Source organism: Flavobacterium caeni (assembly GCF_900101895.1).
Classification (GTDB): domain Bacteria; phylum Bacteroidota; class Bacteroidia; order Flavobacteriales; family Flavobacteriaceae; genus Flavobacterium; species Flavobacterium caeni.
The window spans coordinates 101,188-116,731 of record NZ_FMVF01000002.1 but is presented as its reverse complement, the minus strand read 5'-3'; the positions used below and the strand labels follow the sequence as shown (position 1 = coordinate 116,731).

Genomic DNA, 15,544 nt, shown 5'->3' with positions numbered 1-15,544 from the left:
GCCGACCACCTACTATATGATTAATTTATACAACACCCACATCGAAACGCTCTCCATCCACCGCGTGGGGAACAAAAGCCGCAACGAAGCCATTTTCCTTTCGGGGCAACCGTTCAGCATGAACGACGAGATTGCGCCGCTGATCAAGGAGTTTTTCCTCAAACCGTTCCGCGAAAAAGAAGAGAACTACTACCAGTTTGCGCACGAAGTCGATTTGGAATACAACGAAATGTACAACCTGGCGACCGAGATTTTCACGAATCCTTCGAACAGCCATGAGGTGTCGAAAAAAATCACCAAGCACCTGTTCGAGCAGTCGAACCATCCGCACATCAAGAACGGCGAGGTGTATGTGGCCTATCTGACCAACCTTAACATCGACAACCAGGTGGTCGACGCGGTAGGTATTTTCAAAAGCGAACTTCAATCCGACTTTTTGCAGTTTGAAGAACGCGGCACGACACTCGAGATGATCCTGCAGCACGGCATCAACCTCAACAAACTGGACAAGGGCTGTTTGATTTTCAACCACAAAAAAGAAGAAGGTTATAAAATTTTGACCGTAGACAGCAACCGGTACGATGCAAGATACTGGCTCGAGCATTTCTTGTCGGTCGATGCGTTTGAGGACGAGAATTTCATCACCAAAAAATACCTCAAATTCTGCCAAGGATTCGCGAAAGACGTGGTGTTGCCCGCCGAAGACAAAAAAGAAGAAGTGATGTTCATGAACCGTTCGGTGAATTATTTTGCCAAGAACGACCAGTTCGAGGAGACGAATTTCCTCAACGAAGTGCTGGACAACCCCGACCTGATTCCCGAGTTCAAGAACTACAAAGTCGACAAGGGACAAAAATACAGCATCGAAGACGTGACCACATTCCCGATTGCGAATGCCGCGGTGACCGATGCGCGCAAATCGATCCGCAATGTGATCAACCTTGATACGAACATCCAGATCAAGATGGATTTCATCAACCCCGAAAGCGCCGAGAAATTTGTCGAGAAAGGCTGGGACGAGGAAAAGCAGATGTATTACTACCTGGTCTACTTCAACAAGGAGCAGAAATCATAACCCATTAAGCACCAAAGAAAAGCTTCTCAATCGAGAGGCTTTTTTTGTATGTATAAACTTATTTTTTTGACTAAAAAGTGTATTTCATCGACTATTTTGGTTGTACAGCGATAAAATTACATACGTTTGTTACCGAGGCCATAGGCCCAACTGAACGCAGTTAAATCCAAATCACATGAAATCAGTCATCTACAAAGAAAACTCGTTGCGCGGCCGATTGTTATGTTCACTTTTTGGACACAAGTTCGTGACCACCAAAACCATCACCGAGCATTTTAAGGAATTCGAATGTACCTGTTGCCACATGCAGGTCACCAACGACCTTCACGGACACAAAATTTCGTTGACGCAGGAACACCGCGAGATCAACGAGGCGCTCGTAAGCCTTTACCAGCGCAGGCATTCGCACGTTTGACTTTTTTTGAAAATTGCCGTAACAATTCCTTACCTTGTTCGTTTAAAACCGAAATCAAAACGAACGGGATTTGGAAACCATACTTTCTATCAGCAACCTCAACAAGCGATTCGGCCCGTTGCACGCGGTCAAGAATGTATCGCTTGAGATCAAAAAAGGCAATGTTTACGGGCTTTTGGGACCCAATGGCAGCGGCAAATCGACTACGTTGGGCATCATCCTGAACGTGGTCAACAAGACCTCGGGCGATTATGCGTGGTTCGGCGGCAAACTCGAAACGCACGAAGCCCTTAAGAAAGTGGGCGCCATCATCGAACGGCCGAACTTTTACCCTTACATGACGGCCGAGGAAAACCTCAGGCTGGTGTGCAAAATCAAAGGAACCCCTTATTCAAAAGTAACCGAAAAACTAGAACTCGTAGGGCTTTACGACCGCCGGAACAGCAAATTCCGCACCTTTTCGCTCGGGATGAAACAGCGGCTCGCGATCGCTTCGGCGCTGCTCAACGACCCCGAAATCCTGATCCTTGACGAACCCACGAACGGGCTTGACCCGCAAGGCATCCACCAAATACGCGACATCATCAAACAAATCGCCGCGCAGGGCACGACCATCTTGCTGGCCTCGCACCTGCTCGACGAGGTCGAAAAAGTATGTTCGCACGTGATGGTTTTGCGCAAGGGCGAGGTGTTGTACAGCGGCGCGGTAGACGGGATGTCGTCTAAACAAGGTTTCTTTGAACTGCAATCGGACGATTTGCAACGATTGGTCACGGTATTGCAACAGCACCGTTCGGTAGAGAAAACCCAGCTCGAAAACGGCAAAGTACTCGTTTATCTCAAGGCACCGCTCGAAGCCCACGAACTCAACCGCTGGCTGTTCGAGCAACAAATTGTGCTTTCGCATTTGAATTTCAGACGCAACAGCCTCGAAGAGCAATTCCTTGAAATCACCAAAACGCTCGCCTGATGAAAAGACTACTCGCCATTGAATTGCAAAAAGCCTGGAAAAATAAAGCCAGCCGCGTGCTCACGATCAGTTACTTTGTACTGTTGTCGTTTTTGGCGCTGATTGCGTCGATCAAATTCGACGTCCTTGGCATCCAGATCCGCATCGCCGACCAAGGCATCTTCAACTTTCCGTACATCTGGCATTTCAACACCTGGCTCGCCGATTGGGCCAAGCTGTTTCTGGCGATTGTTGTCGTGTCGATGGTCTCGAACGAATACAGCTACGGGACGCTCAAGCAAAACCTCATCGACGGGCTCAGCAAGAAAGAATTTTTGCAATCTAAATTCCTTACCGTCATTGTCTTCTCGCTCGTTTCGACGGTTTTTGTGTTCGCGCTTTCGTTGGTGTTGGGGCTTTGTTTTTCGTCGTACAACGAGCCGGGCATCATTTTCTCGGACCTCGATTATCTTATCGCCTATTTTGTCAAACATGTGTGTTTTTTCTCGTTTTGCATTTTTCTGGCGATCCTGGTCAAACGGTCGGCTTTTGCGCTCGGTTTTTTGTTCATCTGGTGGGTTTTCGAAGGGATGCTGCAACATTTGATTTTACCCAAAATCATCGGCAGCACTGAAGTTTCGGCGCGTATCGTCGACTTTTTTCCACTCGAATCGATGGCCAATTTGATCAAGGAACCCATCACGAAATTCCAGGCGTACAAGGCCATCGAAAACCAGGTCAACGCGGGTGCCGCCCCAAAAGATTACAGCGTGCACTGGTACGAAATTTCTGTCGTTGTCATTTGGACGGTTTTTTTCTTCATCACATCGTTTAAATTATTACAGAAAAGGGATTTATAGTATCTTCGCCGATGCTATGAATACACTCAGGACCACCCTTTTCTCACTCGTATTAACCTGCGTTTCGTTGGGCGCCAAAGCCCAATACATCCAGGTTGATGACACCTACACCGCCGCGCAGCTCGTTTCTACCTTGCTCAGTGGCGACCCATGTTCCAATGCGGCCAACATGACCGTCAGCGGCGATACATTCAGCGCCGGACAACAAAGTTTTGGGTACTTCAGCGCCGGCACGAGCAGCTTTCCGTTTGCCAACGGTATTGTGCTTGCCACCTCGCGCGCCACAAGGACCGAAGGCCCAAACAACAACCTCATCGACGAAGGATCGAATTCGTGGGGCGGCGACACCGATTTGGAACAGGCGCTTGGCATCAACAATACGGTCAATGCTACGGTTCTCGAGTTTGATTTCATTCCGTATTCAAGCCACATCAGTTTCGACTACATTTTTTCGTCCGAAGAATACCATGGCACCGCAACGTGTACCTATTCTGACGGGTTTGCGTTTTTGCTCAAGGAAGCAGGCAGCCCGGGACCTTACCAAAATTTGGCGTTGATCCCCAATACGACTACTCCGGTGCTGGTGACGTCGGTACACCCTGAAATCCCTGGTTCTGGTGGATGTCCGGCGCAGAATGAACTGTATTTCGACGCGTTCAACGGCACCAACCACCCGACCAATTTCAATGGACAAACCGTGCCGATGACCGCACAGGCGACCGTCGTTCCCGGCAACAGCTACCACATCAAAATTGTCATCGCCGATCATGAAAACATCCGTTACGATTCGGCGATATTCCTTTCGGGCGGCAGTTTTCAAGCCGATGTCGACCTGGGTCCGGACCTCTTGCTTGCCACAGACAATGCGGTTTGTGCAGGCGGTACTTTTACTTTGACCGCCAATGAGCCTGGAACAAACACCTACAAATGGTTCCGTAACAATGTACAGGTGCCGGGTGCGTTCAGTTCGGTTTTTGTCGGGAATACGCCGGGCGATTACCGTGTCGAAATTACCATGGGTTCAACAAGTTGCGTTATCACAGGTGAAGTGACCGTCGAATACGCGCCGCTACCCACACCCGCGCCTGCCACGTTGGTACAATGCGACGAAGACGACAACGGCAACACGTTTTTCAACCTGGAGCGCGCAATCGATTTGCTGACCGGCGGCGACCCTGATCTGGTTAACGTTACTTTTTATGAAACCAACGGCGATGCGCAATTGGGCGTCAATTGGATCACCAACGCGACCAACTACCTCAGCATCCCCAAAACCATTTATGCGCGCGTGGTGAGCATCTACGGCTGTGTTGGCGTGACAACCGTAACGCTTCAAATAAGCGGGCATTCGGTGTACAACTATCCGTTGCTCGAAACGTGCGACCATGATCCCGATCCCGTACAGGACGGCTTTTATCATTTCACGCTCAGCGATGCCGACCCGCAGGTGCTCGACGGTTTGCCGCCGGGATTGGTGGTCGAATATTACGAAACCGTCCAGGACGCGTTGCTGCATCCCGAAAATGTGTTGCCCAATGTATACTACAATACGGTCCAGAACGACCAGACCATTTTTGCCAAAATCATCAACGGCCCCGATTGCCATGACATCATCGCGGTCGAACTCGTGGTCAACACGCTCGCACCACCCGATTTTGAAGATGCACACATTTCTATTTGCGCGGGCGAATCGGTCAAGCTCGATGTGAACGACATCTATGAATCCTACACCTGGAGCAATGGCGGGACCACCGCATCGACAACAGTAACCGAAGCGGGCATCTACACGATCACGGTCATGGAAAACGATTGTACGGCCACCAAGACGTTCATCGTCACGGTTCCCGACGCGCCCCTGATTACCAACGTCGAGATCGAGGACATGACCCCTGGCGACAACACGGTTTTGATCCAGTATACGGGTACGGGCAATTACGAATTTTCGCTCGACGGCGTACATTTTCAAGACAGCCCTTATTTTTCGGGTGTCGCGGCGGGAGAATACACCGTCGTGGTGCGCGATAAATTCGGATGTGGCGCGACGAGCAAGAAAATCAGCGTGTTCAATTTCCCTCGGTTTTTTACGCCCAATGGCGACGGTATCAACGATTTTTGGACCGTGTCGAGCTTGAGAACGCAACCCAACACCACCGTCAGCATCTTCGACCGGTATGGTAAATTGATCACGCGTTTTAACGGCGATGCCAGAGGCTGGGACGGCAAATTCCACTCAAAAGACTTGCCTTCAAGCGATTACTGGTTTGTCATCACGCTCGAAAACGGTCGGAACGTCAAAGGACATTTTTCGCTCGTGCGGTAGTTATTGTGATTTATTCCCTACTTTTAACCGATGAAAAGACTTACCCTGTTGTGTTTCTTGCTCGTTTTTGTCACTGGTTCGGCGCAATTCAGCAAGACACACTATATCCCTCCGGTATCAGGGTCGGACAATCCCGCTTCGAGGGCGCAAGAGCAATTCTTGTACATCTCGACACCCAACGTCAATCCGGTCAATTTCAAGATCATTCAGTTGGGCGGCACCACCATTTTGGGAACGGTATCCAAAAGCACGCCTTATGTCCACAACATCGGTTCGGGCACAGGAACACAGTTACACACCAGCAGAACCCAGGTCAGCAGCATCCGATCGGACAAAGGGTATATTGTCGAAGCCGAAGACATGGTCTATGTATCGGTCAGGCTGATTGCAGGAAACGGCAACCATGCCGGCGGTTTGGTATCGAAAGGATTGGCCGCTTTGGGTACGACGTTCCGCATCGGCAGTTTGAACAACATCGATGTCGATTTCGCTTCGTATGGTACCAACCACTATACCTTTGTATCGGTTTTGGCGACCGAGAACAACACCCTTGTTCAGTTTGAGAACATCGGCCCCGGCGTAGAGCTCATCAACAACGCGGCCGCCGGAAGCACGCCTTCCTGGGTCACGCTCAATGCGGGCGAAAGTTTTGTGATGGCTGTAGAAGGACCGCTCGATGCCAACCGCGACGGGCTCATCGGATCGATGGTCGTTTCAGACAAACCGATTGCCGTCAATTGCGGATCGTTTGCCGGGAGCAACGCCAACACCAACCTCGATTTGGGTTTCGATCAAATCGTATCGGTCGAACGAACGGGCACCGAATACATTTTCATCAAAAGTACTGGGCAACCGGTCACCGAACGCATCCTGCTTGTGGCGCATGAGGACAACACCGAGGTGTTTCTCAACGGGATTCCCTCGCCCATGTATATGCTCAACGCAGGCGAGTACATCCAGCTCGACGGCGTCGACTACAATGCCAACGGCAACCTGTACATCCAAACTTCGAAAAAGGTATTTGCCTACCAATCGGTTGGCGACAATTCCAGACCCGATTTTGCCAACCAGAAAATGTTCTTCGTTCCGCCGCTCAATTGCGAAACCCCGCATGTGATCGACAACATCCCGCTGATCGACAAAATCGGCACGCGAACATTCATCGGCCGGGTCACGCTCGTGACCGAGGTGGGCGCAACACTTACCTTTAACATCAACGGCATCGATTACTCGTTGCTTGCGCTCAATTTCCTGCCCGGTGTGTTTGTGGATGGACCAACCAGCGTGGTAGGCAACCCCGATTACGAAACCTACACCATCACAGGGCTTACGGGCAATGTGGGTGTCTATTCTACAGGGCAGTTGTATTTGGCTTCGTACGGATCGGACGATGCGGCCACGTTTGGCGGATTCTATTCAGGTTTTGCCTACAAGCCCGAAATCTCGTTTGTTCCGGTAGACCTTACCCAACAAAGCTGCATCCCGAATGTGTCGCTTTCGGTCAATACGCTGACGGCCTTTGACGTATTCCAGTGGTATTTTAACGGCGCCGAGATTCCAGGCGCTACTGCCGGGAACTACAACCCCACGCAACCCGGTTATTACTACGTCAAGGCCACGATAGCCGCGTGTGGGACTACGCTCATTTCGGACGAAATACCCATCAGTTCGTGTCCGACCGACATTGATGGCGATGGCGTAAACGACAACATAGACCGCGACAACGACAACGATGGCATCGCCAACTGCACCGAATCGCATGGCGACGTATGGGTTGATCTGAGCCCAGCGAGCACACCCATTGCCGTGGGAACCTATAACAATTCGCACACGCAAACCGTGACTTTTGCAGGCTTGGACCAAACCAACCACGCGTTTGCAGGAAGTGATTCGGAATTGGGTAAATTCTCTTCTACCGTAACGGCGGGCAAGGGTAACTCGGTCACCACACAGATCAATTTTTCGCAACCGGTATCACTGGCGCTCGAGTATGTCATGACCGGAACGCCTGGCTTTGAACTGAGCTCAGATTCCGAATTCGTCCTCAAAACCACACCCGATAAAACCATCACGGTGGTCAATCCGGGCGACCAACTGCTCATCGACACCAATTATGACGGCATTTACGAGAGCGGCATCACCAAGTATTCGTCGTTCGAGATCCGCTTTAGATTGAACCAATCGCTTTTGCCGTTTGGCATCGGCAATTTTGGTTTCCATGTATACCGCACGACCGCGCTCACCTATGTCCACAAGAACCTTTCCGATTTGGTACCGGTAAACGCTACCTTTGCACTTAAGGCCAAATGCGTTCCCAAGGACAGCGACGGCGACACGACGCCCGACCAACTCGACGGCGATAGCGACAACGATGGTATTCTCGACAATGTAGAGGCGCAAGGAACCACTTTCATAACACCCACCACTACCGACGCCAACCAGGACGGTTTGGCCGATGTGTATGGCGGCGGCTTGACCCCTATCGATACCGACGGCGACGGCGTTTTCGACTATCTCGACCTCGACAGCGACAACGACGGTATTTATGATTTGATAGAATCCGGTAGCGGTGCTCCCGACACCAATGGTTCGGGTACCGTGGACGGATCGCACAGCAACAACGGGATTCCCGACAACATAGAAACATTCCCCGACTCGGGCATTTTGACCTATTCGATCGTGGATACCGATGGCGACAACCGCAACGACTACATTGAACAAGACAGCGATGCCGACGGTTGCTTCGACGTCACCGAGGCCGGATTCCAAGACCCTGACGCCGACGGTATTCTGGGCGTCGGTACGCCGCTGGTGAACAGCCGCGGATTGGTGACCGGTGTGGGCAATTATTTACCGCCGATCAACAACAACTACATCGTATCGGCACCGTTGTCGATTGCCACGCAACCGCTTTCGACGGCAACTTGTGATACAGGCGATGCTACGATGGCTGTGGTTCCGAATCCAGATCCGGTGGACAGTTACCAATGGCAAACCCTGCAAGGCGGTATTTGGGTCAATCTCATTGATAATACCACATATTCGGGCGCCACTTCGGCCACGCTCCAAATCAACGACGCAACCGCAGCCATGGAAGCGTCGCGGTACCGCGTTCGTCTGGACCGCATCGGGAACGGCTGCGGATTGTTTAGCGACGAAGCCGTGCTCACGGTAAACCCACTGCCGGTAATCAACTCGCCCATTGACCTGGTACAGTGTGACGAAGACGGCGTATCCAATGCCATCACCGATGTCAACTTGCGTCAACAGGAGTCGTTCATCTCGGCCGACGCCGCGAACTTGACTTTTCGCTATTACACCAGCGAAACAGGTGCTTCGAACGCCAACGCCTTGGAACAAATAACTTCGCCGACGGCCTACAACACAAGCGATACCTCGGTATGGGTGCGCGTCGAAACGGTTCACGGATGCTATCGCGTGGCGCGCCTGAACATCCGCGTCACGGCCACCAACATTACGGGATTGAACAGAATCTTCCGTACATGCGACGATTTTCTGGACACCAACGGCAACGACACCGCCAATAACAACGACCGCGACGGGATTGCTTCGTTCGATTTTAGTTCGGTGACCGCAGACATTCTTGCGCTGTTGCCTTCATCTTCGGGATACAGCATCAAATACTACCGGAACGGCGCCGATGCCGCGGCCGAAACCGACCCGTCGGGCAATTCGCTTGAAATCAACAATTTAACAAATTACCGCAACATCGGATACCCCGATACCCAGCAAATCTGGGTACGTATCGAAAGCGACATCGACAATGCGTGTTTTGGATTGGGCCCGTACATCACCTTGGTCGTAGAACCGCTTCCGGATATTCGTTTGACCGACGAGCGCATGATTTGCTTGAACCTCAACGAAGAATTCATCACACTCGACTCGGGCCTGCCACAGGAAGCCGATCTTACGACGTTCACCTACCTGTGGACGTTTGCGGGCAATCCGGTACCGGGCGGAACTACACCTACCCTCGCGGTCAACGCCCCGGGCATTTACACGGTCAAGGTAACGAGTTTGTTTGGTTGTCACCGTACGCAAACCATCACGGTTACCTCCTCGGATTTGGCGCAGGTCGATGACATCGAGGTGGTCGATCTGGCCGATATCAATTCGATTTCGATTTATGTAAGCGGCACGGGCGATTATGTCTTTGCACTGGACCATGCTGATACTTTCCAGGTCTCACCATTTTTCAACGACGTTTTGCCGGGCATCCATGACGTGTACATCAAGGACCTCAAGGGTTGTGGCATTGTGGGGCCGATCCAAGTAAACGTGTTGGGCATCCCGAAATATTTCACGCCCAACGGCGACGGCTACAACGATACCTGGAACTTGCGCGGCGCCGATGCCTCCCGCGAACGCAATGCGATCATTCACATTTTTGACCGTTACGGGAAATTGATCAAGCAAATCAGCCCTATCGGCGACGGATGGGACGGTACTTACAACCAAAAACCGATGGCATCCGACGATTACTGGTACACGATTGAACTCGAAAACGGACGTGTGGCCAAAGGACATTTCTCCCTAAAACGATAACACCAACATGGGCCATTTCTCTGGCGCGGTCGCGCTTGTGCTTTTTTTGTTGTTCGCGCCATTTGCACGCGCGCAAAACGATTGTACCGACGCGATTGTCGTATGCGGGAATACCGGGTTCCAGGGACTTACCGTTTCGGGAATCGGAAACCAGGAAATCGACTTCCTCAACACCTGCGGCAGCCAGGAAAACAACAGCATTTGGCTCAAATTACCCGTGGCCACAACGGGTACGCTCGCTTTTACGCTTACGCCTGGCACCATGGATCTCGAGGAGGATTTTGACTTTTTCATCTTCGGCCCCAACGTCACGTGCGACGATTTGGGCATGGCGATCCGTTGCTCTACGACCAATCCGCTTATGGCGGGCCAGTTCGACAACCTGACGGGCATGAACAGCGCCGAAACCGATACGTCTGAAGGTCCGGGCGAGTTGGGCAACAGTTTCGTACAGGCGCTGGACGTGGTGGCCGGCGAGACCTATTTTATAGTCGTCGACCGCCCGATCGGCAATGCCAATTTCTCGATCCAATGGGATGGTTCGGCTACTTTCGAGATGCAACCCAACATCGCTGCCCCGCCAAACAATTTACAAACTTGCGTGCCTAGCGGGAATACGGGCGTATTCAATTTGAACGAGAACTTTAATGTGATTGTTGGCGGACAACCCAATGTGCATCTCACCTACCACACCAACGCCAACGACGCGATCACGGGTTCGAACCAAATCTTCGCTCCGACGATTTTTAACAACACCAACAATCCGCAAACCATCTACGCGCGGTTGACCAACACCACAAGCGGTTGTTTTTCGTTGACCGATTTTACACTCACCGTAACCAACGGCGCAGCGCTTTCGGCCGATAGTTTTTCGCTGTGCGACGACGCGGCCGATGGCGACGGCACCAACGCCCAAACGGTATTCGACTTGGACGTGGTTACACAAACCTTGCTGTCGGGACAAAATACGGCCGGGCTCAATGTGGCGTATTTCGGTTCGGCATTGGCGGCCCAAAGCAATACGGGCGCCTTGGGGACGACGTTCTACAATACCATCCCGAACCAACAAGACATTTACGTTCGTATAAGCAACACCACGGGCTGTGTATTGGTAGAACCGGTACACCTGCGCGTTTGGCCGCGTCCGGCGGTAGTACATACCACGCTCGCGCACTGCGACACCGGCTTGGTGCCCGACGGCCTCACGCAATTTGACCTAAGCCAAGCCATTGGCGCTTTGACAGGTGGAAACAGCAATCTCGAAGTCGCGTTTTTCGAAGCCGGAAGTACTACCCCTATAACCGCGTCGTTGTACGATAATTTAAGTAACCCACAGACGTTGCAGGCGCGTATCCGAAATTCGGCGACGGGCTGCCAGAGCTGGGGTTCGGTGACGCTTGTTGGAAACATCGTTCCGCCGCCGACCATTTCGATCGCGCCCGAATGTGACGTCCTTGGTGTCGAAAACGGCTTGGCGACGTTCGATTTGACCACGACCAATATTGTATTGACGGCTACGCAGTCGGTGGCTTTTTACGCAACGGAACAAGATGCGTTGCTCGCCCAAAATCCGATCGGTAATCCTTCGATGCATCAAAACATAGTGCCCTACAACGATGTGGTGTATGTACGTATCGACGACAGCGGCCAATGCGCATCGATCAGTACGCTCGCGCTCAAGGTCAATCGGTTGCCGGATGTCGAACGACTGGCGTCGGGCGGCTACGTATGCAACGACAACCCCGATTTGACCGTCACGCTCGACGCGGGCATTTTGTCGGGAACACCATCGGACTACACCTACCGTTGGTTCAGGAATGGCCAGGATTTGGGCCAAACCAGCTACACGATAACGGTGAACCAGGCGGGCGACTATACGGTCGAAGTGACGCGATTGGGGTGTACGGTGACGCGAACCGTTACGGTTTTGGAATCGGCGCCTGCCTACATCGAATCGGTAATCATAGACGATTTGGATACCGATTATCCTATGGTGACAGTAAATATATCGACGGTGAGCCTGGGCGATTATGTATTCGCGCTCGATACCCCGCAAGGGCCATTTCAAAGTTCACCGGTATTCGCCAACGTCGATCCGGGCATCCATGACTTGTACATCAAAGACTTGCTCGCTTGCGGCGTCCTTGGACCCATTCAGGTCAATGTGTTGGGCGTACCGCACTATTTTACGCCCAATGGCGACGGTTTTAACGACACCTGGAACATCAAGGGCGTCGATGGGAACCATTATTCGAAAACAATCATCCGGATTTTTGACCGCAACGGCAAATTGATCAAACACATCAGTCCTTTGAGCGCCGGATGGGACGGCAACTACCAAGGCCAGCCGTTGCCCGCCGACGACTATTGGTACATCATGGAACTCGAGGATGCCCGTACGGCCAAAGGCCATTTCAGCTTGAAACGATGAAAAAAGCAATCCTATTCCTTTGTTTTTCTATGGCGATGCAGGCGCAGGACATCAAAGTGGTGTCGGGCCGTTTGGAAAGACATCCCGAATTCAAATCGCAGTATGTGGCGGCGCGCGACGTGGCAGTTTGGCTGCCCGACGGCTATTCGCAAAAAGAAACCTATGACGTGTTGTACATGCACGACGGCCAGGCGTTGTTTGACGCCAACACCAACTGGAACAAACAGGAATGGCGTGTAGACGACGTGGCGGGCCAACTGATCGCCGGCAAAAAAACGCGCCCGTTTATCGTGGTGGCCATCTGGAACAGCGGCGCAACACGGCACAGCGACTACTTTCCGCAAAAACCGTTCGAATCGTTGACGCAAAAACAAAAGGACTCGCTGTATGCGTTGGGTGGCGCCCAACCGCTTTTTGCCGCGAAGGTCGGCTCGGACAATTATTTGAAATTCATCGTCAAGGAGCTGATGCCGTTTGTCGAACACACCTACTCGGTCAAGAAAGGCAAGGAACACACTTTTGTGGCGGGTTCGAGCATGGGCGGGCTGATTTCGATGTATGCGTTGTGCGAGTACCCCGATGTGTTTGGTGGCGCGGCCTGTTTGTCGACGCATTGGATCGGGACGTTCGAGACCAAAGACAACCCGATCCCGAAGGCGTTCCAAAACTACCTCAAACGCAATTTGCCGTCGCCGATGACGCACAAGATTTACTTTGACTATGGCGACCAAACGCTCGACGCGGTCTATGAACCCTACCAAAAAGAAGTCGATTTGATTTTGATGGCTAAAGGGTATGATGCGCGCAATTGGACCACCCAAAAATTCCCCGGCGCGGAACATGCCGAACATTCGTGGGCCGAAAGACTCGACATCCCGCTTATGTTTCTGCTCGGACGATAGTTTGCGTTAGGGATTGAAGCGGAAATCCTTTTTGCGTCGCAGCGAAGCGAAGACGCGAAAAGATTGCAGCGGAAAGCCCGGCCGCGAAAAAAATTTCAACAAACCGATGACGTCGATCGCGGCAACGCCCATAAAAAAAGCCACTCTCGCGGAATGGCTTTCTTTATTGTGATAATTTTATTAGTCTTTCGAAAAACGCTTGCGGTCGTTTTCATTGAGGTAAATCTTGCGCAAACGCAACGATTTTGGCGTCACCTCGACATACTCGTCTTTTTGGATGTATTCGAGCGCTTCCTCGAGCGAGAACTTGATGGCCGGCGTGATGCGCGTCTTGTCGTCGGCACCCGCAGAACGGAAGTTCGTGAGCTGCTTGGTTTTGGTGATGTTGATGACCATATCGTCTGAACGCGAGTTTTCGCCCACAACCTGGCCTTCGTATACATCTTCGTTCGGATCGACAAAGAATTTACCGCGGTCCTGCAATTTGTTGATCGAGTAAGGAATCGCCTTGCCGTTTTCCATCGAGATCAATGAACCATTGATACGGCCCGCGATTTCGCCTTTGTACGGTTCGTAGCCGATGAAACGGTGCGCCATGATGGCCTCGCCTGCCGTAGCGGTCAGGAGCATGTTTCTCAGGCCGATGATGCCGCGCGACGGGATGTTGAATTTGATGATCATGCGGTCGCCCTTGGTTTCCATCGACAGCATCTCGCCTTTGCGGACGGTGACGAATTCGACGGCACGACCCGACAAATGTTCTGGCAAGTCGATGGTGAGTTCTTCGATCGGTTCGCATTTTTGCCCGTCGATTTCCTTGATGATGACCTGCGGCTGCCCGATTTGGAGTTCGTAGCCTTCGCGACGCATGGTTTCGATCAAGACCGACAAGTGCAAAACGCCGCGTCCGAAAACCATGAACTTATCGGCAGAATCGGTGTCGGCCACGCGCAGTGCGAGGTTTTTTTCGAGTTCTTTGGCCAAACGGTCCTTGATGTGGCGCGAGGTGACGAATTTGCCCTCTTTTCCGAAAAACGGTGAATCGTTGATGGTAAAGAGCATGCTCATCGTAGGTTCGTCGATGGCGATGGTTTGCAACGCTTCGGGGTTTTCGAAATCGGCTACGGTATCGCCAATCTCGAATCCTTCGATCCCGACGATGGCGCAGATATCGCCTGCGATGACTTGCTCTACTTTCTTACGGCCAAGCCCTTCGAAAGTGTGCAATTCCTTGATTCTGGATTTGATGATTTTGCCGTCTCTTTTGACGAGTGAAATCGGCATGTTTTCTTTCAGGACGCCACGTTCCAAACGACCGATCGCGATACGCCCCGTAAACGACGAAAAGTCGAGCGAGGTGATGAGCATTTGCGGCGTACCTTCGGACACTTTGGGTGCCGGTACGTGCTGCACGACCATATCGAGAAGCGGTTCGATGTTCTCGGTTTGGTTTTTCCAGTCTTCGCTCATCCAGTTGTTTTTGGCCGATCCGTAAACGGTCGGGAAGTCGAGTTGCCATTCTTCGGCGCCGAGTTCGAACATGAGGTCGAATACTTTTTCGTGTACTTCTTCTGGCGTACAGTTTTCTTTGTCGACTTTATTGATCACCACACAAGGCTTGAGGCCAAGGTCGATGGCTTTTTGCAATACGAAACGGGTTTGCGGCATGGGGCCTTCGAACGCATCGACCAAAAGGCAAACGCCGTCGGCCATGTTCAAAACGCGCTCTACCTCGCCACCAAAATCGGCGTGGCCCGGGGTATCGATGATGTTGATCTTGGTGCCTTTGTACACCACAGAAACATTCTTGGACGTGATCGTGATACCACGCTCGCGCTCAAGATCGTTGTTGTCGAGGATCAAATCGCCGGTGTTCTCGTTTTCGCGGAACAGTTGACAATGGTACATGATTTTGTCGACGAGTGTGGTCTTGCCGTGGTCGACGTGCGCGATGATTGCAATGTTTCTGATAGATTCCATCTTCTGGTTTTAATGGGCGCAAAGGTACACTTTATTTTGAGAAAAA

9 protein-coding genes are annotated in these 15,544 nt (G+C 51.8%); 8 read left to right on the top strand and 1 reads right to left on the bottom strand.

What is annotated here, in order from left to right; translation table 11 throughout:
• The first annotated feature begins 16 nt into the window (after positions 1 to 16).
• The 8 genes from BLP55_RS00515 (at position 17) to BLP55_RS00480 (ending at position 13,518) form a co-directional block, all read left to right on the top strand.
• Positions 17 to 1,075 (top strand): nucleoid-associated protein, encoded by a 1,059-nt coding sequence (locus tag BLP55_RS00515; RefSeq protein ID WP_091140043.1) that lies wholly within the window; start codon positions 17 to 19, stop codon positions 1,073 to 1,075.
• Positions 1,076 to 1,250: 175 nt separating this feature from the next.
• Positions 1,251 to 1,490, top strand: coding sequence for a hypothetical protein (locus BLP55_RS00510; protein ID WP_091140041.1), 240 nt, complete (start codon positions 1,251 to 1,253; stop codon positions 1,488 to 1,490).
• Positions 1,491 to 1,560: 70 nt separating this feature from the next.
• A complete protein-coding gene (locus BLP55_RS00505) occupies positions 1,561 to 2,460 on the top strand; it encodes an ABC transporter ATP-binding protein (RefSeq protein ID WP_091140038.1) in 900 nt (299 codons plus the stop codon).
• Positions 2,460 to 3,299, top strand: coding sequence for an ABC transporter permease (locus BLP55_RS00500; protein ID WP_091140035.1), 840 nt, complete (start codon positions 2,460 to 2,462; stop codon positions 3,297 to 3,299). The genes BLP55_RS00505 and BLP55_RS00500 overlap by 1 nt, the downstream gene beginning before the upstream one ends.
• A gap of 67 nt (positions 3,300 to 3,366) precedes the next feature.
• Positions 3,367 to 5,619 (top strand): T9SS type B sorting domain-containing protein, encoded by a 2,253-nt coding sequence (locus BLP55_RS00495; protein ID WP_211516797.1) that lies wholly within the window; start codon positions 3,367 to 3,369, stop codon positions 5,617 to 5,619.
• A 30-nt stretch (positions 5,620 to 5,649) separates the two neighbouring features.
• The gene (locus BLP55_RS00490) at positions 5,650 to 10,185 is read left to right on the top strand and encodes a T9SS type B sorting domain-containing protein (RefSeq protein WP_091140030.1); all 4,536 of its coding nucleotides are present in this window, start codon (positions 5,650 to 5,652) and stop codon (positions 10,183 to 10,185) included.
• A 7-nt stretch (positions 10,186 to 10,192) separates the two neighbouring features.
• Entirely contained in the window at positions 10,193 to 12,616 is a 2,424-nt protein-coding gene (locus tag BLP55_RS00485) for a T9SS type B sorting domain-containing protein (protein ID WP_091140028.1), read from the top strand.
• On the top strand, positions 12,613 to 13,518 hold the full coding sequence (locus BLP55_RS00480) for an alpha/beta hydrolase (RefSeq protein ID WP_091140026.1): 906 nt from the start codon (positions 12,613 to 12,615) through the stop codon (positions 13,516 to 13,518). The genes BLP55_RS00485 and BLP55_RS00480 overlap by 4 nt, the downstream gene beginning before the upstream one ends.
• Before the next feature lie 180 nt (positions 13,519 to 13,698).
• Here the strand turns inward: BLP55_RS00480 and typA are convergent, their stop codons facing one another.
• Entirely contained in the window at positions 13,699 to 15,498 is a 1,800-nt protein-coding gene (typA, locus tag BLP55_RS00475; RefSeq protein ID WP_091140022.1) for a translational GTPase TypA, read from the bottom strand.
• Positions 15,499 to 15,544 lie beyond the last annotated feature (46 nt).

Excerpts from the sequence above, each read along its gene's own strand:
- BLP55_RS00485 (WP_091140028.1), top strand. The coding sequence starts at position 10,193 with ATGGGCCATTTCTCTGGCGCGGTCGCGCTTGTGCTTTTTTTGTTGTTC.
- typA (WP_091140022.1), bottom strand. The coding sequence starts at position 15,498 with ATGGAATCTATCAGAAACATTGCAATCATCGCGCACGTCGACCACGGC.
- BLP55_RS00500 (WP_091140035.1), top strand. The coding sequence starts at position 2,460 with ATGAAAAGACTACTCGCCATTGAATTGCAAAAAGCCTGGAAAAATAAA.
- BLP55_RS00515 (WP_091140043.1), top strand. The coding sequence starts at position 17 with ATGATTAATTTATACAACACCCACATCGAAACGCTCTCCATCCACCGC.
- BLP55_RS00490 (WP_091140030.1), top strand. The coding sequence starts at position 5,650 with ATGAAAAGACTTACCCTGTTGTGTTTCTTGCTCGTTTTTGTCACTGGT.
- BLP55_RS00510 (WP_091140041.1), top strand. The coding sequence starts at position 1,251 with ATGAAATCAGTCATCTACAAAGAAAACTCGTTGCGCGGCCGATTGTTA.
- BLP55_RS00480 (WP_091140026.1), top strand. The coding sequence starts at position 12,613 with ATGAAAAAAGCAATCCTATTCCTTTGTTTTTCTATGGCGATGCAGGCG.